The sequence below is a fragment of the Xanthomonas sp. NCPPB 2632 genome (assembly GCF_041228075.2).
Lineage (GTDB): Bacteria > Pseudomonadota > Gammaproteobacteria > Xanthomonadales > Rhodanobacteraceae > Luteibacter.
In genome coordinates, this window is the sequence record NZ_CM192979.1 from 2930319 (window position 1) to 2953951 (window position 23633).

The following is a 23633-nucleotide window of genomic DNA, read 5'->3' on the forward strand; positions in this document are numbered from 1 at the left end:
GCGGTTCCTGGCGTCGAAGGAGATCGGCACAGTCTACGCCCGGCACGACAGCCATCGTGCGCTGCCGACCGCCGGCCGGCTTCGGCTACCATGGGTGCCCGTTACCGGCTGGAGCCACCCGCCCCGTGATCCGTTTCGCCTCCGCATCCAAATCCTATCGGGTGGAGGGCACCCTCGTGCCCGCGCTGGAACCCGTCGATCTCACCATCGAGGCGGGCGAGGTGTTCGGCATCATCGGCCATTCCGGCGCCGGCAAGTCCACGCTGCTGCGCCTGATCAACCTGCTGGAGCGCCCCACCGCCGGCCAGGTGTTCATCGCCGACCGCGATGTCACGCACGCCGAGGGCGCCGAACTGCGCCGTCTGCGCGCGGGCATCGGCATGATCTTCCAGCACTTCAACCTGCTGTCGTCGCGCACGGTGGCCGACAACGTCGCCTTCCCGCTGCGCCTGCACGGCGAGCATGACGAGCAACAGATCCAGGCACGCGTGGACGAACTGCTGGCCCTGGTGGGCCTCACCGACCACGCGCGCAAATACCCCGCGCAGCTCTCGGGCGGCCAGAAACAGCGCGTCGGCATCGCAAGGGCCCTGGCCAGCAAACCATCCATCCTGCTCTGCGACGAGGCCACCAGCGCCCTCGATCCGCAGACCACGGCGTCGGTGCTGGAACTGCTGGCCGACATCAATCGTCAGCTCGGCCTCACCATAGTACTGATCACGCACGAGATGGACGTGATCCGCCGCGTCTGCGATCGCGTGGCCGTGCTCGACGCGGGGCGAGTGGTCGAAGTGGGCGATGTCACCGACGTCTTCCTGCACCCGCAGCACCCCACCACCCGGCGCTTCGTGGACGAGGCCGACCATCGCGAGGGCCGTGGTCCGGCGTTCCCCGGCATCGACGGGCGCCTGTTCCGGCTGTCCTTCCGCGGCGAGGCCACCTATTCACCGCTCTTGTCCCGCGTGGTGCGTGACACCGGCATCGAATACAACCTGCTGTCGGGCCGCGTCGACCGGATCAAGGACACCCCGTACGGGCAGCTCACGCTGGCCATGCACGGGCAGCGCCTGGACGAAGCCCTCGCGCAACTCCGCGCGTCCGGCGTGGATATCGAGGAGGTGGCCCGATGAGCCCCATGCAGACGCTGTTCCCCAACATCGACTGGCCGGAGATCGCCCAGGCCTGCGTCGACACCCTGCTGATGCTGGGCGGCTCGCTGCTGTTCACGCTGGCGCTCGGCCTTCCGCTGGGTATCTGGCTGTTCCTCAGCGCACGCGGCCAACTGCATGCGCGGCCGCGGCTGTACGCGGGGCTGTCGCTGGTGGTCAACGTGCTGCGTTCCGTGCCCTTCATCATCCTGATGATCCTGCTGATCCCGCTCACGCAGGCCATCACGGGCGTGAGCATCGGCATCCGCGGCGCCATCGTGCCCCTGGTGATCGGCGCCGCCCCGTTCTTCGCCCGCCTGGTGGAAACCGCGCTGCGCGAGGTGGAGCGCGGCGTGATCGAGGCCAGCCAGGCCATGGGCGCCACCACGTGGCAGATCGTCACCCGCGTGCTGTTGCCGGAGGCCCGTCCCGGCCTGATCGCCGCCACCACGGTCACCGCCGTGGCCCTGGTCGGCTACACGGCCATGGGCGGCATCGTCGGCGCCGGTGGCCTGGGCGCACTGGCCTACCAGTACGGTTACAACGGCTACAAGCCCGATTACATGCTGGTGACCGTGGCGCTGCTGGTGGTGCTGGTGCAGATCCTGCAATCGCTCGGCGACCGCCTGGTGCTGCGTTACACGCGCCGCTGAGGCGCCTTTGCATACGGCGGTATGGACGTCTATGCTGGTGGACCGCACCATCCGCCACGGACGTCCGCCATGAAGAACTACCTGCTGCCCCTCACTGCCGCCCTCGCCCTTTTCGTCGCGGGGTGCTCCGGCAACGCGGGTGACGGCAAAGCGGACGCCTCCGCCACGCTCACCGTGGCCGCCACGCCCGTGCCGCATGCGGAGATCCTCAAACAGATCAAGCCGCTGCTGGACAGCCAGGGCGTGAACATCGAGATCAAGGTGTTCACCGATTACGTGCAGCCCAACATGCAGGTTGCGCAGAAGCAGATCGACGTCAACTTCTTCCAGACCGAGCCCTACCTCGATGCCTTCAACAAGGAGCACGGCACGCATCTGGTCAAGGTGGTCGGCGTGCACATCGAGCCGTTCGGCGCGTATTCGAAGAAGTTCAAGGCGATCGACCAACTGCCCGACGGTGCCGACGTGGTCATTCCCAACGATCCCAGCAACAACAGCCGCGCACTGCTGCTCCTGGCCAGCCACGGCCTGCTGAAACTGAAAAACCCCAACGACCGTCTCGCCACCCTGAAGGACGTCGTGGAGAACCCCAGGCACCTGAAGTTCCGTGAACTCGAAGCGGCCATGCTGCCGCGCGTGCTCGACCAGGTGGACCTCGCGCTGATCAACACCAACTACGCCCTGGCCGCCGGGCTCAACCCGGTCAAGGATGCGCTGCTGATCGAGAACAAGGATTCGCCGTACGTCAATTACCTGGTCGGCCGCGACGACAACAAGGACGACCCGCGCGTGAAGAAGCTCGCCGCAGCGCTCACCTCGCCCGAAGCCAAGGCCTTCATCGAGAAGAACTACAACGGCGCCGTGCTGCCCGCGTTCTGAGTCAGGCCACCGGCATGCCGAACACCTTGCGCAGGTAGCTCACGTATTCCACGTCGTCGCTCATGTTCTTGCCCGGCGAGTCGGAAATCTTCGCCACCGGCTGGCCGTTGCAGCGGGTCATCTTGATGACGATGTTGATCGGTGCCGGGCCCACGTCGTTGGTCAGGTTGGTGCCGACACCGAACGAGAGCAGGCAACGGCCGTCGAAGTGACGGTAAAGGTCCATCACGCGCGGGATATCCAGGCTGTCGCTGAACACCAGCGTCTTGGTCCGCGGGTCCACGCGGTTGGCCACGTAGTGCGACAGCACGCGGTCGCCCCAGGTGAACGGGTCGCCGGAATCGTGCCGTGCCCCGTCGAACAGCTTGCAGAAGTACATGTCGAAGTCGCGCAGGAACGCATCCAGCCCGTAGACATCGGACAACGCGATACCCAGGTCACCGCGGTACTCGCGGGCCCACGCTTCCAGTGCGGCTGTCTGCGAGTCGCGCAGTCGCGGCCCCAGCGACTGGAACGCCTGCAGGTACTCGTGCGCCATGCTGCCGATCGGCACCAGTCCCTGCTGCATCGCCAGCAGGACGTTGCTGGTGCCGGCCAGCTGGGTGCCCAGGCCCTCCGCCAGGGTGGCCAGCATTTCCTCGTGCCAGGCCCTGGAGAACCGGCGACGCGTGCCGTAATCGGCGATGCGCACGCGCTCATAGCCCGGCGTGTCATGCAGCAGGGCGATCTTCGCCCGCAGGCGCGCCCTGCCCTCGGCCAGGTCCAGGTCCGGTTGCGTCGCCCGGTAGTACAGCTCGTTGACGATCGCCAGCAGCGGCACCTCGAACATGATCGTGTGCAACCAGGGCCCCTCGATCACGATGTCGATCTCGCCGGGCACGGTGGCCGACGGTGCGATCGACACGTACTTGGCATTGAGATGGAACAGGCCGAGGAAGTCGACGAAATCGCTGTCGATGAAGCGCAGGCCACGCAGGTAGGCCAGTTCGTCGTCGGTGAAACGCAGCGCGCAGAGGCCATCCAGTTCCTCGCGGATGCGCACGATCAACGGCACCAGGTCCACACCCGGCGTACGGCAGCGGAAGCGGTATTCCACCTGCGCGGCCGGATACTGGTGCAGCACCACCTGCATCATCGTGAACTTGTACAGGTCGGTGTCCAGCAGCGAGGTGACGATCATGCGGTGGCTCCGGTCAGGCCGATCTGTTTGTTCACCGCGTCGACGAAGGCATCCGCCCCGGGCCACGAGGTGATCCGGCCCAGCTTGCGGCCACGATGGAAGAGGAAGAACGCGGGGATGCCGTGCAGGCCGAAGCGCGTGCCCATGGTCGGATCGTCGTAGACGTTATCGTGCAACCAGCGCACCTCCGGCCAGGCGAAGCGCTCCGCCGTCAGCAGGATCTGCCGCTTGGCGATATCGCAATTGGGGCAGTCGCGGCCCCACAGGAACAGGATCGCGATGCGCCCGTCGTCGCGGGCCAGCTCGGCATCCAGCCCGGCGTCGGTGACCTTCTGCATGGGGAATTCGTCGAAGAACCGGGGGATGGTGGTGTCGGCCATGGTGAATCCGTGATCGTGTCGAATCCCCGAGGTGGGGACGATGGGGCGATAATCCGAGGGTACCGACCGCGCTGCCTTCCATCTAATCCTTCGGACACAGGACATGCCGTGCGCCTACTGATCGCCATCGCCTTGCTCTGCTTCGCCACACTCGCACCGGCCGCCACCCTGACGCTCGACACGGGCAAGGGCGTGCAACGTCTCACCACGGCGCAGCTGCTGGCCCGCCCCGATGTGCGCGTCGTCGATGTCCCCGGCGATGTCTCTTACCACGCCGCCATGCGCTACCGTGCGGTGCCCCTGACGGCCCTGCTGCCCGGCATCGATCCGGCCGCGCACCTGCAATTCGTGGCCCTGGACGGCTTCGCGGCAGAGCTGCCGGCGTCCCTCGTGCTGGGCAAGGGTGCTGAGGCCTGGCTGGCCATCGAACCGCCGGACGCGCCCTGGCCGGCGCTGGGCAAGGACAAACCGGGCGCCGGCCCGTTCTACCTGGTCTGGCTACATCCCGAGACCAGCCACATCGGACCGGAACAATGGCCCTACCAGATCGCCACCGTCCGGCTCCTTGCTGACCCCGCGACCCGTTTCCCGAAGATGCGCCCCGCCGCCGACCTGCCACCGGACGACCCGGCCCGCCGCGGCTTCGCCGTCTTCCAGCGCAACTGCCTCAGTTGCCACACCCTCAACGGCCAGGGCGACGCACGGCTGGGCCCGGACCTCAACATCCCGCACAGCCCCACCGACTACCTGCGCGAAGACATGCTGCGCACCCTCATCCGCAACCCGCAATCGCTACGCCAGTGGCCGCAGTCCAAGATGCCCGGTTTCAGCCCCGACACCCTCTCCGACCACGACCTCGACGACCTGATCGCCTACCTGAAACACATGGCCGCCCACCGCCCCGCCCCCACACCGACACGGTAGGAGCCCACGATGTGGGCGAAAAACCAACAACGCGGTGTCGCTGAAGCGTCACCTGCCCATCAATGGCGACTGCGCGACTGCCTGCTGTTGCGCCTGCTCCGGCGTCTCGGCCAGCGATGGCTTGACTCCGGCCTGGTGGTACTGCTCTGAGCTCGTCGCCAGTGGCGTATTGAGCGCCTGGACCGTGGGCACCTCTGCATATCGATGCGCCCCTGCCGAGGTCGCCGTTCCGTAGACGAATACCGTCGATGCGTCTTTGGTGTTGGGTTCGACGCCGCCTACATGCGTGATCCCGTTGGCTTTCGCTGCCACCGTCAGAACGCCAGAGAGATTGTCGCTCTGCACGTCCGGCGACTTTCTATACCGGGTGTCCATCTCATGCACGTAATCACGGACTTGCGTAAATAATTTATATCCCGGATGCGAGGGGTCATCGAGTGGCACACTCTGTTGCGCACGAACACCCGATGGGCCGCCGTGCGACGGCCCCTCCTGGTCATGCTGGAGGTCCGGGGTCTTGCCCTGGACCTGAAGCGTTCCTGGCAGGGTTTGCTGAGGGTGCGATGGATCGTTCGGATAAATTCTTTGCAACGCTTCCAATACCCTGACCTGGTTGCCCTGTGTAGCAGCCATCTTGAGAGCGAAGGCTTGGGACGGGTCGGAACCTTCGTCCAGATTCGCTCGCCGCTCCACCCAAAAATTGGCGTCGGATGGCCTTGGATTGGCTTGCTGGGTGTCACTGGCGAGCTTTTGCATCTGCTCTTCCGTGAGCGTCAACGTCACCTTGTCACCGGGTTTTATCGGTGTATCCGCGCCTGCGCGTTCCAAGGGAAGATTGTTCAGGCTAGGACACGAATTCTCGTTGGCATCAAAGGTGAGGGTGTAGCGCCGCGCGGACACCACCTCGTGACCGTCCTTGTCGAACGTCGATTCGATGGCCAGCGGCACGCCCGTGTCGTAATGGATCTTCAGCGCGGATGATTCCGTGCTTCCATCGGGGCGTTTCGTTACGACAAGTTCCCCCGTGTTCTTCTGAAGATCGATACTTTTTTCGAACTTACCCAGCGTGATTCCCAGCTGCGAGGCCGACGACAGGTCATGGGTCTCCACCGTGGAAACGTTCGACACACCTGGACCCGATTCTTTGGGCAGCACCCCCAATCCGAGGAAACGGTTATAGGCTCCCTGCCCTTGCGGCGTAGACAGATCGAATTCGGCCGTCTGCAACTGCTTACCCTCGAGCTTGTCCTCTCGTCCGAGAAGCGCGCGAGCCTTACCGAATTCCACACCTATGCCGTCGTACTTCTCCAAAGCGTCCTTGGGCCCGGCCATGACCCGCACCATGTGGTCGGACGTCTTCTCGACAAGGACGCCGCTTCCACGCTCGGTCGAAACACGCGATTCGATCGCCAGGTGGTCGAAGGTGCCGGTGAGTTTGCTTTTTTCGAAGTTCGCGCTGTCGATCGACACCTTCGTGCCGACGGGCATGGAAACAGGATCGTACGGCGTGATAGTGGCCGGGTCCCTGTCTGCGAGCGCTTTCTCCGGCACGACGACGTTATACGTCGAGCGCAAGCCCTGGCGCTCCTCCATGCCCACGCCCACCTTCTCGCCTTTCACCTCACCCTTGGTCGTTGCGGAGACCTCGGCCGTACCGGTCCAGCTGAGATTTCCATTCTCGAGCCGGGTTTCGGTCGAGAGCTTCCCGCTAGCGCTGACGGAAAGCTTCACGCCTACGCCGGCAATGTTTTCCTTGTATTCGGCGCTCTGTTGGCCGCTTAGCGTGTCGCCGTGCGCAGTCGGCTTAACTTCTAACGTCGTCTTGGTTTCCGTTGCCATGGTTACTCTCTTCGAGTGACGAAGCGAAAAGTGAATCCCTGCTTCGTGCAAAAACGTCGGTTTGATTCTTCGCTGATAATCATACCAACTTCAGGTCTGACGCAACGGCGACGCGCAAGTTCGCGCTCATACGAAGTCGCGTGGGTTTATCGGGGAGTTCCTTAACGACATAGCGCCTTAGCATGAAAGCCGCTCACCCCCGACACCGCTCCGAACAATACCGAACGTTCTCCCATTCCCTGGCCCACTTCTTACGCCAGGCAAACGGGCGCCCGCACTTCTGGCAAACCTTGGTGGGTAATTCGGATTTCTTACGCATGCGGGACATCGTCGAATCCTCCTGCGCCCAGTCGCGAGGCGCCCGTCGTCCGCTGATTGTAAACCCCCAAATCCAGAATCCCCCGCTCCCGCGCCACCAGCACCGGCACCACCATCTGCCCGGTCACGTTGGTCAGCGTGCGCATCATGTCCAGTATCCGGTCGATCGCCACCAGGTATCCAATACCCTCCAACGGCAACCCCGCGGAACTGAGCACCAGCGTTACCATCACCGTAGCCGTGCCCGGCACACCTGCCGTACCGAACGAACCCAGCACCGACGCCAGCAGGATCACTACATACTGCGCAGGCTGCAGGTCCAGGTGGAAATACTGCGCAATGAACACCGAGGCGATCGCCGGATAGATCGCTCCGCAGCCGTCCATATTGATACTTGCACCCAGCGGCACGGCAAACGCCGCGTATTCCTCCTTCACGCCCATGTTGGCGACCACGCTGCGCAACGCGATCGGCATCGCGGCAAAGCTCGACGACGACGTGAAAGCCACCTGCATGGCCGGAAACGCCGCGCGGAGGAAGGCCAGTGGATTCAGCCCGTGCGCGAGCAACAACCCGCCGTATACCACCACGATCTGCAACACGCAGGCTAGGTACAGCGCACCGACGAACGTGGCCAGCGGCAGCAGCTTCTCGAAACCGTAACTGCCCACCAGTGCCGCGATGAGCCCGAACGTGCCGATCGGCGTCACCTCCAGGACGAAGCGGGTGACCTGGATCATGCCATCGTTGGCCTCTCCCGCCAGCGCACGCAGCCGGGCCGACTTCTCGCCAATCTTCACCAGCGCCAGCCCGAGCAGGCCGGCGAAGAAAATCACCTGGAGGATCTTGCCCTCACTCAGCGCGTGGAACGGGTTGGCCGGCACGATGTCCAGCAACACCTGTACCGGCTGCGGCACCGCGCGCGGTTGCCAGCCGACCGGCGCGGTCAACCCCTGCACGCCCAGGCCGGGTTGCAGCACGTGCGCCACCAGCAACCCGACCAGTACCGCCAGCGTGGCCGTGGCGGCGAACCACGCGAAGGTACGGCCGCCAAGCGCCGCGACGTCCTTCACGCCGTGCAGGCTCGACACGCTGTGTAGTACGGCGAAGAAGACCAAGGGCACCGCGATCATCTTGATCAACGTGACGTAGAGCGTACCGAGCGGGCCGAACCACGTCGCCGCGGCAGGGCCGATCAGCCAGCCTGCCAGCGCACCGAACACGAAGCCCGCTGCGACACGCTTCCAGAAACGGATGCGGAACCAGTAACTGAACCAGGACATGCGACACACCACGGAAGACGGACTCCGCACGTTAACGCGAGACACGGCCATCTGGACGGCCATGTCGAAACGCTGCGTTTCCCGTCACGAACAGTGAGGGGTTGCATGGCGGAACGCGTGCCCCATGGCCTGCCGCTTTTTCCATCGCATCACAGGACCCGACATGACCGACCCGCACACCCTGTTCGAACCCTTCCGCGCCGGCGACATCGAACTGGCCAACCGCATCGTCATGGCACCGCTGACACGCGACCGCGCCGGTCCGGGTCTGGTACCGCGTCCGATCGCCGTGGAGTACTACGCGCAACGCGCCGCCGCGGGCCTCATCATCGCCGAGGCCACGCAGATCTCGCCTCAGGGCCAGGGCTACCTTGATACGCCGGGCATCTACAGCGGCGAGCAGGTGCGTGGCTGGAAGAAGGTCACCGACGCCGTGCACGCCAAGGGCGGCAAGATCGTCTTGCAGCTGTGGCATGTGGGGCGCATCTCGCACACCAGCCTGCAGCCCGGCGGTGCGGCGCCCGTGGCGCCATCTGCCATTCGCGCCGACGGCAAGACCTTTACCGCGAACGGTTTCGAGCCCGTGTCGGCATGCCGCGCGCTCGAGGCCGGCGAGATCCCGCTGATCGTCAACGATTACAGGCGCGCTACGGAGCTTGCGCTGGACGCCGGTTTCGACGGCGTGGAAATCCACGCCGCCAACGGTTACCTGATCGACCAGTTCCTGCGCGACAAGACCAACCACCGCACCGACGCGTGGGGCGGCAGCATTCCCAACCGCCTGCGCTTCCTGCGCGAGGTGGTCGAGGCAGTCGTCGGGGTCGCCGGAGCCGGCCGCACGGGCATCCGCCTCTCCCCCACCACACCCGCCAACGACATGGCCGACTCCAACCCGACGGCCGTGTTCACCGCGGCCATCGATGCGCTGAAGGCACACAAGCTGGCTTACGTGCACGTGATCGAAGGCGCCACAGGTGGGCCGCGCGACGTCGAACCGTTCGACTACGAAGCGCTGCACCGCCGCCACGGCAACGGTCCGTGGATGGTCAACAACGGTTACGACCGCGCCATGGCGATCGACGCGGTGGGCAGCGGCCGCGCGGATCTCGTGGCCTTCGGCCGCCCGTTCATCGCCAACCCGGACCTGGTGGACCGCCTTCGCCATGGCTGGCCGCTGGCGCGTCCCAACCCCACGACGCTGTATGGCGGCGGTGCCGAGGGCTACACCACTTATCCGGTGTACGCGGCCTGAGCACAGGCCGGGCGCCGCGCTAGGGCAGTAACGCCTGCAGCTCGCGCGTGCGCTCGGTGGCAGGCTTCCTCCCCAGGACGGCCACGCGCGCGAAGAACACCGGCCACTGCCGATCGCTGCGCTCGAACAAGGCGGCGAAGGCCGGCTTCCAGGTGTCGTAAAGACCGAACGGCAACAGGGTGGCGTTGTTCAGCGGCTTCGCCATCCAGCGGTCGTAGCGGCGATCGCCTCCGGCAACGTGGGCACGCCACGCCAGGTAATCGCCACGGAATACCTCGAAGGCTTCAGCCTTGGCGATACCCATGGCTTCACCGGCCATGTGCTCTGCGTAGAGGCGCCCCAACTGCTCCCGCAGGGCGAGCACACGCACGGTGAACGAACGATCGACGGCGTCGTCGCCCTCCGGCGGTGGCAAGCCGCGCGATCGACGCCACTCACGCACGCCCTCATCCTCGACGAAACTGGCATACGACTCGTTGAACGCGGAGTCGTCCTTCACGTAGAACTGCTGGTGTGCCAGCTCGTGGAAGATCGTGCCGGCCAGGGTGTCGTCGTCCCAGTAGAGCATGCTGCTCAAGATGGGATCGGCGAACCAGCCGAGCGTCGAGTACGCGGGTACCTCCCCCAACGCCACGTCATCCCCGCCAGCCCTCAGGCGAGCCGCTTCGCGATCGGCCAGTTCCTTGCGGAAATAGCCCCGATACGCCACGCAACCGGCGATCGGAAAGCAGTGCGTGACCGGCGCGACGGAAAACACCGGCGTGGCGAACACGTTCCATGCCACCCAGGGACGATCCAGGGCCACGTAGTAGGTGTAGCTGCGATTGTCCGGCAGCCCCAGGGTGTCGGAGGCGAAGCGCCGCGCCTCACTGGACAACGCCAGGCGCTGGCGTACCCGCTCCGGCGTGGCGGGATCGTGCAACACCTCCGCCACGGGGCGACGCTGCGTCAGCAGCGCCGCCTGTCCGTGCGCGACGTGCGCGTAATAGCCCAGCGTGCGGCAGCCCGTAAGACCGGCGATGAGGAGAACGACGAAGAGGATCGGACGCATGCGGCCATTGTGCCGCATGCGCGCTCACACGTCGGACCGGCCTCCCGTCATGCTCGGCAGCACGCCGTCGCGACGGATCAGCCCATGCATCAGCGCCGCGCCCATGTGGGCCAGGAAGGTCAGGAAGAACAGCCACGCCAGGTACCGGTGCGATTCGCGCAACCAGGCGAACAGCGCCGGGTCGGACGGCAGGATCTTCGGCAGGTGCACACCCGCGAACATCGTCACCGGATAGTTGCCCGCCGAGAGCATGCCCCAGCCGATCAGCGGCATGGCGATCATCAGGCCATACAGCATGACGTGGGAACCGTGGGCCGCCAGCCTCTGCCACAGCGGCAGGTCGGACGGCAGCGGAGGTGCGCGATGGGTCAGGCGAAAGCCCAGCCGGATCAACGCGAGCACGAAGATCACGATGCCCAGCGGACGGTGGATCGCCACCAGCGTGTCGTGCTTTTCCGCCACGGTGCTGACCATGCCCGCCCCGATGAACAACATGGCGAGGATCATGATCGCCATCAGCCAGTGCAGCAGGCGGGCGAACGGGTGGAACGCGCTGGCGTGGTTCATGGCCGGGTCTCCTTGGGGCGGGCGGCGCCGGGAAGGTGACCCTCTTCACGGGTGCGCCGCAGGTAGGACTCCGCATAAGCGGCGGACCGTGCCGCCAGCAACGGATCGCCGGACGCCTCGATGCCCTGCGGCAGGATGGTGGGGTCGTAGTTCACGTCGCGGCACGGGCCGTCGGCCTGTGCTTGCCAGCTGTCGATCACGAGGGTGCCCGCATCGACGCTCCGGCGGCTGTCCGGCCAGGCCACGGCGGCATCGTCCACCGCATCGCCGTCCGCGGCGAAGCTCATGACCAGGTGCCAGCGCAAGGGTCCGGCGGCCAGGCGCTTCACCAGGTCGGCGGCCAGGTAATCGGTATCGCCCGCGGTCGGGGAACCGTCGCCCGCGGCCGGCGTCTCCGGCACCACCTTCCAGCGCACCGCGCGGCGCACACCGGCCGCGTCGCGCAGATAGAAGGCGTTGATGCTGCCGTAGGTCTCGGTGGCGTAACTGGCCGGCGGCTTGGCCGTCTTCACCCAGCCCAGGAACGGGCCAGCCTCCGGATGGGCGGCAAAGAACGCGCCGGCCTTCGCCGGATCGGGCTTGCCGGTCTTCGGGTCGGGCCCGGTGGCCACCTGGAGGTCGTAGAACGCCTTCGGCGTGGACACCGGGAAGACGGGCATGGCGTTCATGCCGGTGCGCCACTGCTCGCCGTCGGCGAGGTCGAAGCGCAGGGCGAAACTGCGGATGGGCACCGAGCTGTCCGCGGCATACGGATTGCCGCCGGGTAGCGCCAGACGGCCGACCACCGGGGTGCTGACGCCGGGTGCGAACAATGCCGCCCGCGAGTCGCCCTGCAGGGCACCGTTGGAGTCGAAGTGGCCGCCGACGCAGATACCCTTGGCATGGTTGCGCCGGTAGCCTGGGTGTTCGCCGCCGCTCGCCTGCAATACGTCGACGACTTTCTTCGGCGAGAGCCGGTCGGGCGCCAGCCAGCCGCCGACATAACCGAACGCCGCGGCGGAGCCGGCTACGACCAGCCCGATGATGGCCCAGCGCAGGCCCACGTTCGGCGGCGGGCGCCTCTTTCCGGTCTCGTGCATGTATTCGTCTCCCGTGCTGATGGATGTGCTGACAAGGGTGGGACGTATGTCCGCGATTTTTATTCCCTTCGGGAGGACTATGTGGCCACGATACTCGTCCTACCTCCTGTAATCCGGCAAGAAGGCCCGGCATGTCCGACTCACGCATCGACGATGCACTGCGCTCCCTGCTGCCACGACTGCGGCGTTTCGCCCTGTGGCTGACCCGTGACACGCACGCGGCGGACGACCTCGTCCAGTCGACTGTGGAGCGCGCCCTGTCCAGATGGCACCTGCGTCGCGACGACGAAAGCCTGCGGGCGTGGCTGTTCTCCATCCAGTACCGGCTGTTCCTGGACGGAAAGCGCCGTTCCAGCCGTTACGCGCGCCTGCTGGCCATGCTGGGGCGCGGCGCCCCCGACGAGCCGACCTGGCCCTCCGCCGAGCGGGTCGCCATGGCCAACGCCACCCTGGCCACCTTCGCCTCGCTACCGACGGAGCAGCGCAGCCTGCTGATCTGGATCACCGTGGAAGGCCTGAGCTACCAGGAAGTAGCCGATATCCTGCAGGTCCCGATCGGCACGGTCATGTCCCGCCTTTCCCGCGCGCGTGCCGCACTGCGCCGCCTCGGCGAGGGCGCTCCCGAAACACCTGCCCTGCGACTGCTGAAATGACCCACACGCCTCCCAGCGAGCACGACATCCACGCCTATGTCGACGGGCAGCTCGAGCAGCCGCACCGCAGCGAGGTAGAGCGCTACCTCGCGCGCCACCCCGAGCAGGCCGAGGAAATCCAGGGCTGGCGCCAGGATGCCCAGCAACTGCGCACCCTGCTTGCCGGCGACCTGGCACCCTCGACGACGGCGGATCCGACCGCGCTACGCCAGCGCATGGCCCGCCGCCGCTTCGTCCGCCTGGCCACCGCGGCCAGCCTGCTGCTGTGCCTCGCGCTTGGGAGCGGCGCCGGCTGGGTCGCGCGTGGCATGGGCAGTGGCGCCAACGCGCCGATGGCCGATGCGATGCAGGCCTATCGGCTGCTGGCGCTCGACCATGGCGTGGGCATGGACATCACCACCGCCAACGAACGCGACCTGCGTGCCTGGCTGGCAGGACGGGTGGGCGCCAGCGTGCGCCTGCCGGACCTCTCCGATGCCGGGTTCCGCCCCATGGGGGGGCGGCTGTTCGCCACGGACCAGGGCACGGCCGCCATGGTGCTCTACGACGACGGCGGCGGGCACACGATCAGTTTCTACGTAAGGCCGCCGGGTCCGGCGCGCCACCTGCTGCCACACGGCAGCCGCGAGGACGACGGCCTGCTGGCGGACTACTGGTCGGAAGGCGGCCACAACTATGCGGTGGTGGCACAGGCCAACCCGTCCGGGCGTTCGGCGGCGCAGCGGATCGCCGCGCGGATCATCTGAAGGATTGACGCCCGGCGGCGGGCCTAGCGCTCGTGGAGCTCGCCGTTCTGCAGCTCCAGCGTGCGGTCCATGCGGCCGGCCAGGCGCGTGTCGTGCGTGACCAGCACGAAGCTGGTGCCGATTTCGCGGTTGAGCTCCAGCATCAGGGCATACACCTGCGCGGCGTTGGCCTCGTCGAGGTTGCCCGTGGGCTCGTCGCCCAGCACGCAAGCCGGGCGCGTGACCAGGGCACGGGCCACCGCGCAGCGCTGGCGCTCGCCGCCGGACATCTCGGCCGGGCGATGGCGCAGACGCGACGACAGCCCGACCCGCTCCAGCAGCGCCGTGGCCTCCTTCTGGGCCTGCGCGATGGACACGCCGCGGATCAGCAAAGGCATGCACACGTTTTCCAGCGACGTGAATTCCGGCAGCAGATGGTGGAACTGGTAGATGAAGCCCAGCGAGCGATTGCGCTCGCGGCCACGCTCGGCATCCGAAAGATCGGAGAGCACGCGACCGTTGACCTCCACCTTGCCGGCCGTGAGCGTGTCCAGCCCGCCGATGATATGCAGCAGCGTGGATTTGCCCGAGCCCGAGGCGCCGACGATGGACATCGTCTCGCCACGGCGCAGTGAGAAATTCACATTGGACAGCACGCCCGTACGCAGGTCGCCCTCTTCGTAGACCTTGGCCACCCCGGTGGCGCGCAGCACGATGTCGTCGGTGGGATTATTCATAGCGGAGCGCCTGGGCGGGCTGCGTGCGCGAGGCACGCCATGCGGGATACAACGTGGCCAGCAGCGAGAACGCGAAGGTCACCAGCACCACCCAGCCCACGTCGGACCAGAGCAGCTGGCTGGGCAGCTCGCTGATGTAATACACGTCCGGCGAGAGGAAATTCTGCCCTGTGACATGCTCGATCCACTTGACGATGGCCGGCAGGTTGTACGACAGCAGCGCGCCCAGGGCGACGCCGCTGGCGATGCCGACGATGCCCACCAGCAGGCCCTGCACCATGAACATGCCCATGATGCTGCGCGGGGTGGAACCCAGCGTGCGGAGGATGGCGATGTCGGCCTGCTTGTCGGTCACCAGCATCATCAGCATGGAAATAAGGTTGATCACCGCTACCAGGATGATCAGCGAGAGGATCACGAACATCACCGTCTTCTCCATGTCGATGGCGCGGAAGAAGTTGGCGTGGGTGTCCATCCAGGTTTGGATGCGGTAGGTCTGGCCCAGCTTGTTGGACAGTTCCTGCGCCACCGGGAAGGCCTCGCGCATGTCGTCCAGCTTCAGGCGGATGCCGGTCGGCCCGTTCAGGCCGTTGAGTCGCTGCGCGTCCTCCATCGAGATCAGCGCGAGGTTGGCATCGTATTCCTGCATGCCCAGCTCGAAGATGCCGCTGACGGTGAAGCTGCGCAGCTTGGGCACCGCGCCCATCGGCGTGGCCGTGAACTGCGGCACCACCACCGTGACCTTGTCGCCCACCTGCACGCCGAGCTGCGTGGCCAGCTCGCTGCCCAGCGCGATCTTCCAGCTGCGATCGGTCAGGTCGGTCATCTTGCCGTGGACCATGTGCGTGTCGATGTCCGACACCCTCGGTTCCATCGACGGCACGATGCCGCGGATCAGCGCGCCGCTCGGGCGGCGCGCCTGCAGGAAGGCCTGGATCTCGACATACGGGGCCGCGCCCTTCACGTGCGGGGTGGCCTCGGCCGTCTTCACGGCGGACTGCCAGTCCTGCACCGTGTCGTCGATACCCGAGATGGTGATGTGCGAGACGGCGCCCAGGATGCGATTGCGCAGTTCGCTGTCGAAACCGTTCATCACCGACATGACCGTGATGAGCGCGGTCACGCTGATGGCGATGCAGACGATCGACACCGTGGAGATGAAGGAAATGAACTGGTTGCGACGCTTGGCGCGCGTGTAGCGCAGTCCGATGAAGAGCTCGAGGGGTCTGAACATACCTGTGGGTCGCAGCCTTGAAGGAGTGGGCCCGCCGCGAAAGGCACGCACCGCGCGGCAGAGTGCACGATGCGGCGCGCCGGGGCAAGCCGAAGGAGGAGACCGGCCGGCCGGGCTTCAGCTTTCGCCGGTGGCGCCCGCCGTCAGGGCAGGCCATCCGCCGGTGCGGCCCGCACCCGCTTCAAGCGGGCTCGCAGCATGCGCAGGTCCGCTGCGGGCGTATTATCCGGGAGGAACAGCAGATGTAGCCACCGCCGGCGCCAGCGCAGCGACAGGCAGACGCCCTGCCCCACCCGCCTCGCGGCCCGCAGCTCCGCCTCCGTGGCCGGGCCATGGCGACCGGTCACGGTCCAAGCCCCGTCGGCGGCCCAGGAAAGGCGGCGGCAGGCAGGATGCCGGTAGCGATGGATCCGGCGAACACCATCGACGACGACGGCCGCCGACAACAGCCAACGGACCGGCAGGGGCAAGGCGGTGAACAGGGGTGCCGCGGTGGCCAGGGCGAGCAGTACCCCCAGCCAGCAGGTCAGGTGCCGCGACGGCCGGATGTCAAAGTCGATGCCTCGCGCGGATGTCATCGATGATGCCCTGCCAGTCGTCGCGGGGGGCACGGGCATGGCCCATCACCCAATCCCAGAGATCCGGATCCTGCACGTCCATCAGCGCATCGAATGCCGTCCTGCACGCCTCGTCGGCGTCGGCGTACCGCTCGTCCAGCCAGCCGCCGAACAGGCGATCCAGCTCGCGCGTACCGCGACGGGTGCGCCACCGCAGTCGCTTGAGCCGTGCGTCATCCACATTCATTTCCATGCTCCCACCACCCCGTGCCCATGTAGGAGCGCACGATGTGCGCGATATGTCTTCGCGCCAATCGACACGATTACGGTGTAGGAGCGCACGATGTGCGCGACATGTGTTCGCGTCGGTCCATGGGTTTATGCGCCAGCCCACAGGCTCGGCCTCAACACATGTCGCGCACATCGTGCGCTCCTACATACACACCTGCGCCGGGTCAGGCCGAGCGGCGCTGCACGATCAGCTTCTTGATCTCCGCGATCGCCTTGGCCGGGTTGAGGCCCTTGGGGCAGGTGCGCGCGCAGTTCATGATCGTGTGGCAACGGTAGAGCTTGAACGGGTCTTCAAGGTCGTCCAGGCGGTTGCCGGTGTCTTCGTCGCGGCTGTCGACGATCCAGCGGTACGCCTGCAACAGGATGGCCGGGCCGAGGTAGCGGTCGCCGTTCCACCAGTAGCTGGGGCAGGACGTGGAGCAGCAGGCGCACAGGATGCACTCGTACAGACCGTCGAGCTTCTTGCGGTCTTCCGGCGACTGCAGGCGCTCCTTGTCGGCCGGCGCGGGGCTCTGCGTGCGCATCCACGGCTTGATCGACGCGAACTGGGCGTAGAAGTGGGTGAGATCGGGCACGAGGTCCTTAACCACCGGCATGTGCGGCAGCGGATAGATGTTGACCGTACCGCCACCGCAGTCCTCGATGGCCTTGGTGCATGCCAGCGTGTTGGTGCCGTCGATGTTCATCGCGCACGAGCCGCAGATGCCTTCACGGCACGAGCGACGCAGCGAGAGCGTCGAGTCGATCTCGTTCTTGATCTTGAGCAGGGCGTCCAGGACCATCGGACCGCACGTTTCGAGGTCGACCTCGTACGTGTCGGTGCGGGGATTCTGGCCGTCGTCCGGCGTCCAGCGGTAAATCTTGAAGGTGCGGGTCTTCTTCGCATCCTTCGCCGGGAAATGCTTGCCGGCCGTAATCTTGGAATTCTTGGGTAGCGTGAACTCTGCCACGATTGCCTCTCCGGTCCGGTATCAGTAAACGCGCTTTTTCGGCGGCACGACTTCGACGTCGTCCGTCAGGGTGTACATGTGCACCGGGCGGAAGTCGAAGCTGGACTTGCCGGCCTCGTCGATCCACACCAGCGTGTGCTTCTGCCAGTCGTGGTCGTCACGGTCCGGAAAATCCTCGCGGGCATGCGCGCCACGGCTTTCCGGACGCTGCTCGGCCGAATGCATGGTGGCGACGGCCTGCGCGAGCAGGTTGGCCAGTTCCAGCGTCTCGATCAGGTCGGAGTTCCACACCAGCGAGCGGTCGCTGACCTTCACCTGCTGGAACGAAGTGAACACCTCGGAGATCTTCGCCTTGCCTTCCTTGAGCGTATCGCCCGTGCGGAACACGGCCGCGTCGGACTGCATGGTCTTCTGCATCTCGGCGCGGATGGCCGCGGTCGGCTTGGTGCCGTCCGCGTGGCGCAGCGCGTCGAAACGACCGAGGATGGTATCCAGCGCGTTGGCCGGAAGATCCTTGTGCGGCGTACCGGGCTTGATCAGTTCGGCGCAGCGGTGCGACACGGCGCGGCCGAAGACCACCAGATCGAGCAGCGAGTTGGAACCCAGGCGATTGGCGCCGTGCACCGACACGCAGGCCGCTTCGCCGATGGCGAACAGGCCCGGCACGATCGAATCCGGATTGTCGTCGCGCTTGGTGACCACTTCGCCGTGGTAGTTCGTCGGGATGCCGCCCATGTTGTAGTGAACGGTCGGCAGGACCGGGATCGGCTCCTTGGTGACGTCCACGCCGGCGAAGATGCGTGCCGACTCGGCGATGCCCGGCAGGCGCTCGTTGATGACCTCGGGACCCAGGTGCATCAGGTTGAGGTGGATGTGATCCTTGTTGGGGCCCACACCGCGGCCTTCGCGGATCTCGATGGTCATGGCACGGCTGACCACGTCGCGCGAGGCGAGATCCTTCGCGTTGGGCGCATAGCGCTCCATGAAGCGCTCGCCCTCGGAGTTGGTGAGGTAGCCACCTTCGCCGCGAACGCCTTCGGTGATCAGGCAGCCGGCGCCATAGATGCCGGTCGGATGGAACTGCACGAACTCCATGTCCTGCAGCGGCAGGCCGGCGCGAAGCACCATGCCGCCACCGTCGCCCGTGCACGTGTGCGCCGACGTGGCGCTGAAGTACGCGCGGCCGTAACCGCCCGTGGCCATCACCACGGCATGGCCGCGGAACAGGTGCAGCGTGCCTTCGTTCATGTCGAGGGCGAGCACGCCCACGCACTTGCCGTCCTCGAACACGAGGTCAATGGCGAAGTATTCGATGAAGAAGGTGGCGTCGTGGGCCAGCGCCTGCTGGTAGAGCGTATGCAGGATGGCGTGACCGGTACGGTCGGCCGCGGCGCAGGTGCGCTGCGCGGTGCCCTGGCCGTAGTGCGTGGTCATGCCGCCGAACGGGCGCTGGTAGATCTTGCCTTCCTCGGTACGCGAGAACGGCACGCCGTAGTGCTCGAGTTCGATGATGGCGGGGATGGCTTCCCGGCACATGTACTCGATGGCGTCCTGGTCACCGAGCCAGTCGGAGCCCTTGATCGTATCGTAGAAATGGAAACGCCAGTCGTCTTCACCCATGTTGCCCAGCGCGGCGGAGATACCGCCCTGCGCGGCGACCGTGTGAGAACGGGTCGGGAAGACCTTGGTGATGCACGCCGCCTTCAGCCCTTTTTCCGCCAGGCCGAACGTGGCACGCAGGCCCGCGCCACCGGCGCCGACCACGATCACGTCGTATTTGTGTTGCTGAACCTTATAGGCTTCCATCGATCAGTTTCCGAGCGCGATGCGCAGCACGGCCAGCACACCCGAGAGCGCGGCGAGTACGGCGATGAACTTGATGGCCACCAGCGACGCGACTTCGAGCCAGCGCGTGTGGACGTAGTCTTCGATCACGACCTGCAGCCCGAGGACGGCATGCTTGAACATCGTGACGATGAGGGCGACGAGCAGGACGGCGTTCCAGGGCCGGGCGATGGTCGCGCGGGCCGTGGCGTAGTCCGTATGGACCAGACTGAGCACCACGAGAACGAACCAGACCGTGAGGAACACCAGGGCCAGCGCGGTGATCCGCTGCTGCATCCAGTGACCGACACCTTCTTTCGCGGAGCCCAGGCCACGGGCACGGGCGAGCGGGTTGCGCAGATCCTTGCTCATGCGTTGCCTCCGAGCAGCAGATAGGCCCAGACGAGCACGGTCAGCACGATGGCGACGATGATCGACAGCCAGCTGGACAGAACGAACGAGGAAATGGCGTAGCCCCTGCCCGTGTCCTGCACCAGATGACGGATGCCGTTGGCGAGGTGGTAGAAGAACGCCAGGGTCCAGCCGATCATGACGACCGTGCCGGCGAGGCTGCCGGCGACGGCCGAGAACGACGAGAAGGCGTCGGCGCCGGCGGCGAGGGCACACAGCCCCCAGACGATGATCAGGCTGCCTACGGCGAGGATGATCCCCGTGGCGCGATGCAGGATGGACGAAGCCATCTGCACTTGCCATTTGTAGACCTGAAGATGCGGTGAGAGCGGTCGTCCCGTTTGTGCCATGGCGGCTATCCTGGATTGGAATCGCTGATGCCCGACGGCCCTCCCCCGCCCCCGATGGTCAGAAGTCGATGCAGCGACCGTTCTTTTCCCAGTCGCCGTAGCGGGTGGGGTCCAGAGGCGCTTTTTCGAGTCCTGTCTCGCCGTTCGTGGGGACGAGCGGCGGAACGAGCGGCTTCGCCGGAGCGGAATCGGTCGCGTCCTGGGGTTTGGAGGAGTTGTCGGACATGGTTATAAAGCCCTAAAAGGGTAATACCTGTGCCACCGCAGCACAACCTCGGCCGGTGGGCCACGCCTTGGTTTGGCCTTGGGCCGGCCGTATATCCTACGCCTCCGTCACCACCGGCGCCCGCCCATGCCGAGCCGTACCACTCGCAGCATCACCCTCACCGGACCCGACGCGGCCACGTTCGCCAACGCCCAGTTCGGCAGTGCCGTGCCCGACCTGGCGGTCGGCCGCTGGCAGTGGAGCGGCTGGATGGATCCGAAAGGACGGGTTCGCGCCCTGCTCCAGCTCGCCCGCCTGGAAGAGCACCGCTTCGTGGTCGTGCCCCGCGGCGGCGACGGCGACGCGCTGGCCACCGACCTGAAGCGCTTCGTGTTCCGCGCCAGGGTGAAGATCGCGGTATCCGACGTACTCGAGGTGGCCGATGGCGACGCGCGCGACGCGATGAGCGCGGAAGAAGACGGTAATGTCATCGTGCTCGGCGAAGGCGATGCGTCGTTGCGCATCGGCGTTGTGCGTGGCGACGACGCATGGTTGCCGCGTCATATAGAAAGAGGCTTTGCATGGTTGCCCGACGACCTGCTCGATCGCCTGTTGCCACCGGCGTTGTCGATGGAACGCCTGCACGCCGTGGCGTTCGACAAGGGGTGTTTCCCGGGACAGGAAATTGCCGCGCGACTGCACTTTCTTGGCGGTCACAAGAAGCACCTGCGTGTCGTGCACAGCGATGCTGCGTTGCAAGAAGGCGCATCGTTACGGATAAACGGACGGGAGGTCGGGAACGTATTGATGTGCCATGCATCGCATGACTTCAATAGGTCGCTGGTCGTAATGGACGACAGCTGCGCCGATGGCAGCATGGTTGAAACGGACAGCGTTCGTCTACACATCGTGTCTACATTCGAAGCGTGATCTTCTGCGCCTTCGCAAGAATAGGTTTCACGATATGCGTGAGTCGAAGCTGAATCGGAAGGCGCGCGCACTTGCAGAATTCGTGCAGCGCCACTAGGCTCCGCCGATCCATTCACGTGGCCGTGGCGATGTTTCCACGGCGACACCCGCGACGATCCGTCGACGATGACGGTTCTGGCGCGACCCGGCGAAAGCCGGAGTTGAAAGCGACGCGCAGCCCATGAGTAGCGCGTAGTCGACCGACGGAGCCGCCGCATCGCGATGCCGCTCCCTTTCGGTATACCCCCATACCAGGCGACTCCGGACAGTCGCCCAGTACAGTCACAGTGTGTGACGCCCGCTTCATCCGTACCTTCCACAGAGACACCCTCGGATGAAAGTCGGTTGGTCCAGGTAGTAACGGCCTGCCCGCCCGTCTACCGCTCATACGTTTCCCATGGCCTTTTTCACGAAAGACGCCGCAAGTGACGGAAAAGCTCGTTGGAGGCAGATACACATGAAACTTTCCGCTTTGCTCTGGATGGCGTCCGTCCTTCCGAGCCACCTTGCCGACCAGACGTGCCTGGCGACGACGGTTTACCTGGAAGCACGTAGCGAACCCACCATTGGCCAGTACGCCGTGGCGGAAGTCGCCCTACGACGCCGCGACCGCGGCATGGGCGGCGAAAAAGTGTGCGACGTGGTGTCGGCACCGCATCAGTTTGCGATCACCACCACGCCGAAGGATTTCGAGATCACCGACCTGGTGTCGTGGTCGAAGGCATGGAAGGTGGCGGGCGACTCCCTGAACAACTGGAGCCTGCCCAAGAGTGAACGACTCGTTTATGTTCCACAGGCCGATCATTTCGCCACGGCCGCGGTGATACCGAGCTGGTCCGCCAGCCGCATCGTGCGCAAGATCGGCGACCACGCGTTCTACGCCGTCAACTGACACGGCGAGTGAACCGGCGGGGGAAAAAGGAATCCGAGCGGGCAGCTTGGGATTCCCGGGAAAAGGGGCCCTCGGATGAGGGTCTTTTTTTGTCCGAAGAATTTTTCGTCCAAAGAAAAAGCCCGCTTTCGCGGGCTTTTTCTTTGGACGTCCATACGGCTAAACGATCAACGCCTGTAGACGTGGTCGCCTCGCACCTCGACGTAATCGCCGCGACGAAGTTGCGGGTCGTCCACCTGCGTAACGGTGGCCCAGCGGCCATCGTCCAGGCGGATGCGGACACGGAACGCGACATCGTCGCCACCGTTGCGCTTGCCCACCTGGTTGCCGACCAGGCCACCGACGACGGCACCGCCCACGGTAGCCGCGGAACGACCGTCACCCTTGCCCACCGTATTGCCTAGCAGGCCGCCGGCAACCGCGCCGATGACCGCGCCCAGCGGCGACGAATCGCGCTGCGTGTAGACCTGCTCGACATCCTGGACGACGCCGCACTGGTCGCACCCGCGGGGTGCACCCTGGTAAACCACGCGATCTTCCCGGTACACGCGACGCGGCTGGTCGTAGCACGCGGTCAGGGAAAGCGTGGCGATAGCGACGGCGACGAGGCCGGACTTACGAACGATGCTGTGCATGATGGCGCCTTGGAATAGACGAGGGATGAAGGATCAACGCGCGTCGGAGACGACCGACACACCTTCCTGCACTTCGACACGGTCGCCCGGGTCGTGGTCCATGCGCACCGTGCGGGTCACGCCGTTGTATTCGTAACGCACGTCGTAGGCCACGATCTTGTCGCCCGCCGAGCCCGCCACCGTATTGCACTTCCTGACCGTGCTGGTAGTGGTGTTGGTTTCCTGGCGACGCTCCTGGATCTCGTGGCCGGCATAACCGCCACCGACCGCACCGGCCACCGTGGCCAGCGTACGGCCCTTGCCGCCGCCGATCTGGTTGCCCAGCAAGCCGCCCGCCACCGCACCGATGGCCGTGCCGGCAAGCTGGTGTTCGTCGCGCACCGGCACGTGCCGGGTCACCACTTCGTCGTGGCACTCGCGCTGCGGCGAGGAAGCCGCCTCGCGCACCGGGTCGACGCTCACGACGCGACCGTACTTGGGACCGGCCGGAGCCGGTGCCGCGGCCGCGCCCGGGGCTGCACTGCCGTCGCCACGGTAGGAGACGTCGGCATTCGCATCGCGATTGCAGGCGGACAGACCACACACCAGTACCGCGCCCAGTGCCACATTCAGGACGGAAATCTTCAAGCTGTTCATCACCTTACTCT

General features: G+C 65.8%; 28 protein-coding genes. 9 read left to right on the forward strand and 19 right to left on the reverse strand.

The features are described 5' to 3' along the window. Positions 1–125: 125 nt before the first annotated feature. From AB8808_RS12295 to AB8808_RS12305, 3 genes are all read left to right on the forward strand, one after another. On the forward strand, positions 126–1130 hold the full coding sequence (locus AB8808_RS12295) for a methionine ABC transporter ATP-binding protein (protein ID WP_369929755.1): 1005 nt from the start codon (positions 126–128) through the stop codon (positions 1128–1130). Continuing rightward, on the forward strand, positions 1127–1801 hold the full coding sequence (locus AB8808_RS12300; protein ID WP_285401634.1) for a methionine ABC transporter permease: 675 nt from the start codon (positions 1127–1129) through the stop codon (positions 1799–1801). Before AB8808_RS12295 ends, AB8808_RS12300 begins: the two co-directional genes overlap by 4 nt. Positions 1802–1870: 69 nt before the next feature. Then, positions 1871–2680, forward strand: a complete 810-nt coding sequence (locus AB8808_RS12305; RefSeq protein ID WP_369929758.1) for a MetQ/NlpA family ABC transporter substrate-binding protein — start codon at positions 1871–1873, stop codon at positions 2678–2680. A 1-nt stretch (position 2681) separates the two neighbouring features. Here the strand turns inward: AB8808_RS12305 and pncB are convergent, their stop codons facing one another. Further along, positions 2682–3860: a nicotinate phosphoribosyltransferase gene (gene pncB / locus AB8808_RS12310; protein ID WP_369929760.1), complete on the reverse strand. Its 1179-nt coding sequence runs from the start codon at positions 3858–3860 to the stop codon at positions 2682–2684. Beyond that, positions 3857–4240, reverse strand: a complete 384-nt coding sequence (locus AB8808_RS12315; protein ID WP_369929762.1) for a thioredoxin family protein — start codon at positions 4238–4240, stop codon at positions 3857–3859. Before AB8808_RS12315 ends, pncB begins: the two co-directional genes overlap by 4 nt. Positions 4241–4348: 108 nt before the next feature. On the opposite strand from AB8808_RS12315, the gene AB8808_RS12320 reads away from it, so the two are divergent. Then, positions 4349–5164, forward strand: coding sequence for a cytochrome c (locus AB8808_RS12320; RefSeq protein ID WP_369929764.1), 816 nt, complete (start codon positions 4349–4351; stop codon positions 5162–5164). Between the two features lie 48 nt (positions 5165–5212). Here the strand turns inward: AB8808_RS12320 and AB8808_RS12325 are convergent, their stop codons facing one another. The 3 genes from AB8808_RS12325 to AB8808_RS12335 all read right to left on the reverse strand — a co-directional run bounded on the left by AB8808_RS12325 (position 5213) and on the right by AB8808_RS12335 (position 8604). Then, complete coding sequence (locus tag AB8808_RS12325) at positions 5213–7003, reverse strand: XVIPCD domain-containing protein (protein WP_369929766.1); 1791 nt, start codon at positions 7001–7003, stop codon at positions 5213–5215. Positions 7004–7196: 193 nt separating this feature from the next. Continuing rightward, entirely contained in the window at positions 7197–7331 is a 135-nt protein-coding gene (locus AB8808_RS12330) for a DUF2256 domain-containing protein (protein ID WP_081916541.1), read from the reverse strand. Beyond that, positions 7315–8604 (reverse strand): dicarboxylate/amino acid:cation symporter, encoded by a 1290-nt coding sequence (locus AB8808_RS12335; protein ID WP_369929768.1) that lies wholly within the window; start codon positions 8602–8604, stop codon positions 7315–7317. Before AB8808_RS12335 ends, AB8808_RS12330 begins: the two co-directional genes overlap by 17 nt. 163 nt (positions 8605–8767) lie before the next feature. Here AB8808_RS12335 and AB8808_RS12340 point away from each other — a divergent pair, with 163 nt between their 5' ends. Then, entirely contained in the window at positions 8768–9856 is a 1089-nt protein-coding gene (locus AB8808_RS12340) for an alkene reductase (protein ID WP_369929770.1), read from the forward strand. Between the two features lie 19 nt (positions 9857–9875). Here the strand turns inward: AB8808_RS12340 and AB8808_RS12345 are convergent, their stop codons facing one another. Genes AB8808_RS12345 through AB8808_RS12355 form a run of 3 tightly spaced genes read right to left on the reverse strand, consistent with a single transcriptional unit; the run spans position 9876 to position 12553 of the window. Then, on the reverse strand, positions 9876–10907 hold the full coding sequence (locus tag AB8808_RS12345) for an aminopeptidase (protein WP_369929772.1): 1032 nt from the start codon (positions 10905–10907) through the stop codon (positions 9876–9878). A 24-nt stretch (positions 10908–10931) separates the two neighbouring features. Next, positions 10932–11474 carry a cytochrome b gene (locus tag AB8808_RS12350; protein ID WP_369929774.1) on the reverse strand — a complete coding sequence of 181 codons (543 nt, stop codon included), beginning with the start codon at positions 11472–11474 and terminating at the stop codon, positions 10932–10934. Next, a complete protein-coding gene (locus AB8808_RS12355; RefSeq protein WP_369929776.1) occupies positions 11471–12553 on the reverse strand; it encodes a catalase family peroxidase in 1083 nt (360 codons plus the stop codon). The genes AB8808_RS12350 and AB8808_RS12355 overlap by 4 nt, the downstream gene beginning before the upstream one ends. A gap of 131 nt (positions 12554–12684) precedes the next feature. Here AB8808_RS12355 and AB8808_RS12360 point away from each other — a divergent pair, with 131 nt between their 5' ends. Next, positions 12685–13206, forward strand: a complete 522-nt coding sequence (locus AB8808_RS12360) for a sigma-70 family RNA polymerase sigma factor (protein WP_369929777.1) — start codon at positions 12685–12687, stop codon at positions 13204–13206. Continuing rightward, a complete protein-coding gene (locus AB8808_RS12365; RefSeq protein WP_369929779.1) occupies positions 13203–13952 on the forward strand; it encodes an anti-sigma factor family protein in 750 nt (249 codons plus the stop codon). Before AB8808_RS12360 ends, AB8808_RS12365 begins: the two co-directional genes overlap by 4 nt. 23 nt (positions 13953–13975) lie before the next feature. Here the strand turns inward: AB8808_RS12365 and lolD are convergent, their stop codons facing one another. The 9 genes from lolD to AB8808_RS12410 all read right to left on the reverse strand — a co-directional run bounded on the left by lolD (position 13976) and on the right by AB8808_RS12410 (position 20511). Further along, entirely contained in the window at positions 13976–14668 is a 693-nt protein-coding gene (gene lolD, locus AB8808_RS12370; RefSeq protein WP_369929781.1) for a lipoprotein-releasing ABC transporter ATP-binding protein LolD, read from the reverse strand. Next, positions 14661–15902: a lipoprotein-releasing ABC transporter permease subunit gene (locus AB8808_RS12375; protein WP_369929783.1), complete on the reverse strand. Its 1242-nt coding sequence runs from the start codon at positions 15900–15902 to the stop codon at positions 14661–14663. The genes lolD and AB8808_RS12375 overlap by 8 nt, the downstream gene beginning before the upstream one ends. Before the next feature lie 143 nt (positions 15903–16045). Continuing rightward, entirely contained in the window at positions 16046–16519 is a 474-nt protein-coding gene (locus AB8808_RS12380; RefSeq protein ID WP_369929785.1) for a hypothetical protein, read from the reverse strand. Continuing rightward, positions 16452–16700: an FAD assembly factor SdhE gene (locus tag AB8808_RS12385; protein ID WP_369931254.1), complete on the reverse strand. Its 249-nt coding sequence runs from the start codon at positions 16698–16700 to the stop codon at positions 16452–16454. The genes AB8808_RS12380 and AB8808_RS12385 overlap by 68 nt, the downstream gene beginning before the upstream one ends. A gap of 214 nt (positions 16701–16914) precedes the next feature. Next, entirely contained in the window at positions 16915–17700 is a 786-nt protein-coding gene (locus tag AB8808_RS12390) for a succinate dehydrogenase iron-sulfur subunit (RefSeq protein ID WP_285401577.1), read from the reverse strand. A gap of 21 nt (positions 17701–17721) precedes the next feature. Then, complete coding sequence (gene sdhA / locus AB8808_RS12395) at positions 17722–19506, reverse strand: succinate dehydrogenase flavoprotein subunit (RefSeq protein ID WP_369929788.1); 1785 nt, start codon at positions 19504–19506, stop codon at positions 17722–17724. A 3-nt stretch (positions 19507–19509) separates the two neighbouring features. Further along, complete coding sequence (gene sdhD, locus AB8808_RS12400) at positions 19510–19896, reverse strand: succinate dehydrogenase, hydrophobic membrane anchor protein (protein ID WP_285401573.1); 387 nt, start codon at positions 19894–19896, stop codon at positions 19510–19512. Beyond that, positions 19893–20285 carry a succinate dehydrogenase, cytochrome b556 subunit gene (sdhC, locus tag AB8808_RS12405; protein WP_369929790.1) on the reverse strand — a complete coding sequence of 131 codons (393 nt, stop codon included), beginning with the start codon at positions 20283–20285 and terminating at the stop codon, positions 19893–19895. The genes sdhD and sdhC overlap by 4 nt, the downstream gene beginning before the upstream one ends. Before the next feature lie 58 nt (positions 20286–20343). Further along, complete coding sequence (locus AB8808_RS12410) at positions 20344–20511, reverse strand: DUF1674 domain-containing protein (RefSeq protein ID WP_369929792.1); 168 nt, start codon at positions 20509–20511, stop codon at positions 20344–20346. 126 nt (positions 20512–20637) lie between these two features. On the opposite strand from AB8808_RS12410, the gene ygfZ reads away from it, so the two are divergent. Both ygfZ and AB8808_RS12420 read left to right on the forward strand, forming a co-directional pair. Beyond that, positions 20638–21420, forward strand: coding sequence for a CAF17-like 4Fe-4S cluster assembly/insertion protein YgfZ (gene ygfZ / locus AB8808_RS12415; RefSeq protein WP_369929794.1), 783 nt, complete (start codon positions 20638–20640; stop codon positions 21418–21420). A 496-nt stretch (positions 21421–21916) separates the two neighbouring features. After that, positions 21917–22351, forward strand: a complete 435-nt coding sequence (locus tag AB8808_RS12420) for a cell wall hydrolase (RefSeq protein ID WP_036140981.1) — start codon at positions 21917–21919, stop codon at positions 22349–22351. Positions 22352–22518: 167 nt separating this feature from the next. On the opposite strand, the gene AB8808_RS12425 is transcribed toward AB8808_RS12420, so the two are convergent. Beyond that, complete coding sequence (locus AB8808_RS12425; protein WP_036140980.1) at positions 22519–22986, reverse strand: outer membrane lipoprotein; 468 nt, start codon at positions 22984–22986, stop codon at positions 22519–22521. 33 nt (positions 22987–23019) lie between these two features. Then, entirely contained in the window at positions 23020–23622 is a 603-nt protein-coding gene (locus AB8808_RS12430; protein ID WP_369929797.1) for a glycine zipper 2TM domain-containing protein, read from the reverse strand. Positions 23623–23633: the final 11 nt, after the last annotated feature.

Bases quoted from the DNA above. Each gene is read 5' to 3' on its own strand.
- AB8808_RS12380 (WP_369929785.1), bottom strand. From the start codon at position 16,519: ATGCCCGTGCCCCCCGCGACGACTGGCAGGGCATCATCGATGACATCC.
- AB8808_RS12325 (WP_369929766.1), bottom strand. From the start codon at position 7,003: ATGGCAACGGAAACCAAGACGACGTTAGAAGTTAAGCCGACTGCGCAC.
- pncB (WP_369929760.1), bottom strand. From the start codon at position 3,860: ATGATCGTCACCTCGCTGCTGGACACCGACCTGTACAAGTTCACGATG.
- sdhC (WP_369929790.1), bottom strand. From the start codon at position 20,285: ATGGCACAAACGGGACGACCGCTCTCACCGCATCTTCAGGTCTACAAA.
- AB8808_RS12420 (WP_036140981.1), top strand. From the start codon at position 21,917: ATGAAACTTTCCGCTTTGCTCTGGATGGCGTCCGTCCTTCCGAGCCAC.
- AB8808_RS12300 (WP_285401634.1), top strand. From the start codon at position 1,127: ATGAGCCCCATGCAGACGCTGTTCCCCAACATCGACTGGCCGGAGATC.
- AB8808_RS12315 (WP_369929762.1), bottom strand. From the start codon at position 4,240: ATGGCCGACACCACCATCCCCCGGTTCTTCGACGAATTCCCCATGCAG.
- ygfZ (WP_369929794.1), top strand. From the start codon at position 20,638: ATGCCGAGCCGTACCACTCGCAGCATCACCCTCACCGGACCCGACGCG.
- AB8808_RS12360 (WP_369929777.1), top strand. From the start codon at position 12,685: ATGTCCGACTCACGCATCGACGATGCACTGCGCTCCCTGCTGCCACGA.
- sdhA (WP_369929788.1), bottom strand. From the start codon at position 19,506: ATGGAAGCCTATAAGGTTCAGCAACACAAATACGACGTGATCGTGGTC.
- AB8808_RS12305 (WP_369929758.1), top strand. From the start codon at position 1,871: ATGAAGAACTACCTGCTGCCCCTCACTGCCGCCCTCGCCCTTTTCGTC.
- AB8808_RS12410 (WP_369929792.1), bottom strand. From the start codon at position 20,511: ATGTCCGACAACTCCTCCAAACCCCAGGACGCGACCGATTCCGCTCCG.
- AB8808_RS12335 (WP_369929768.1), bottom strand. From the start codon at position 8,604: ATGTCCTGGTTCAGTTACTGGTTCCGCATCCGTTTCTGGAAGCGTGTC.
- AB8808_RS12355 (WP_369929776.1), bottom strand. From the start codon at position 12,553: ATGCACGAGACCGGAAAGAGGCGCCCGCCGCCGAACGTGGGCCTGCGC.
- AB8808_RS12425 (WP_036140980.1), bottom strand. From the start codon at position 22,986: ATGCACAGCATCGTTCGTAAGTCCGGCCTCGTCGCCGTCGCTATCGCC.
- AB8808_RS12365 (WP_369929779.1), top strand. From the start codon at position 13,203: ATGACCCACACGCCTCCCAGCGAGCACGACATCCACGCCTATGTCGAC.
- AB8808_RS12340 (WP_369929770.1), top strand. From the start codon at position 8,768: ATGACCGACCCGCACACCCTGTTCGAACCCTTCCGCGCCGGCGACATC.
- AB8808_RS12375 (WP_369929783.1), bottom strand. From the start codon at position 15,902: ATGTTCAGACCCCTCGAGCTCTTCATCGGACTGCGCTACACGCGCGCC.
- sdhD (WP_285401573.1), bottom strand. From the start codon at position 19,896: ATGAGCAAGGATCTGCGCAACCCGCTCGCCCGTGCCCGTGGCCTGGGC.
- AB8808_RS12350 (WP_369929774.1), bottom strand. From the start codon at position 11,474: ATGAACCACGCCAGCGCGTTCCACCCGTTCGCCCGCCTGCTGCACTGG.
- AB8808_RS12345 (WP_369929772.1), bottom strand. From the start codon at position 10,907: ATGCGTCCGATCCTCTTCGTCGTTCTCCTCATCGCCGGTCTTACGGGC.
- lolD (WP_369929781.1), bottom strand. From the start codon at position 14,668: ATGAATAATCCCACCGACGACATCGTGCTGCGCGCCACCGGGGTGGCC.
- AB8808_RS12430 (WP_369929797.1), bottom strand. From the start codon at position 23,622: ATGAACAGCTTGAAGATTTCCGTCCTGAATGTGGCACTGGGCGCGGTA.
- AB8808_RS12330 (WP_081916541.1), bottom strand. From the start codon at position 7,331: ATGTCCCGCATGCGTAAGAAATCCGAATTACCCACCAAGGTTTGCCAG.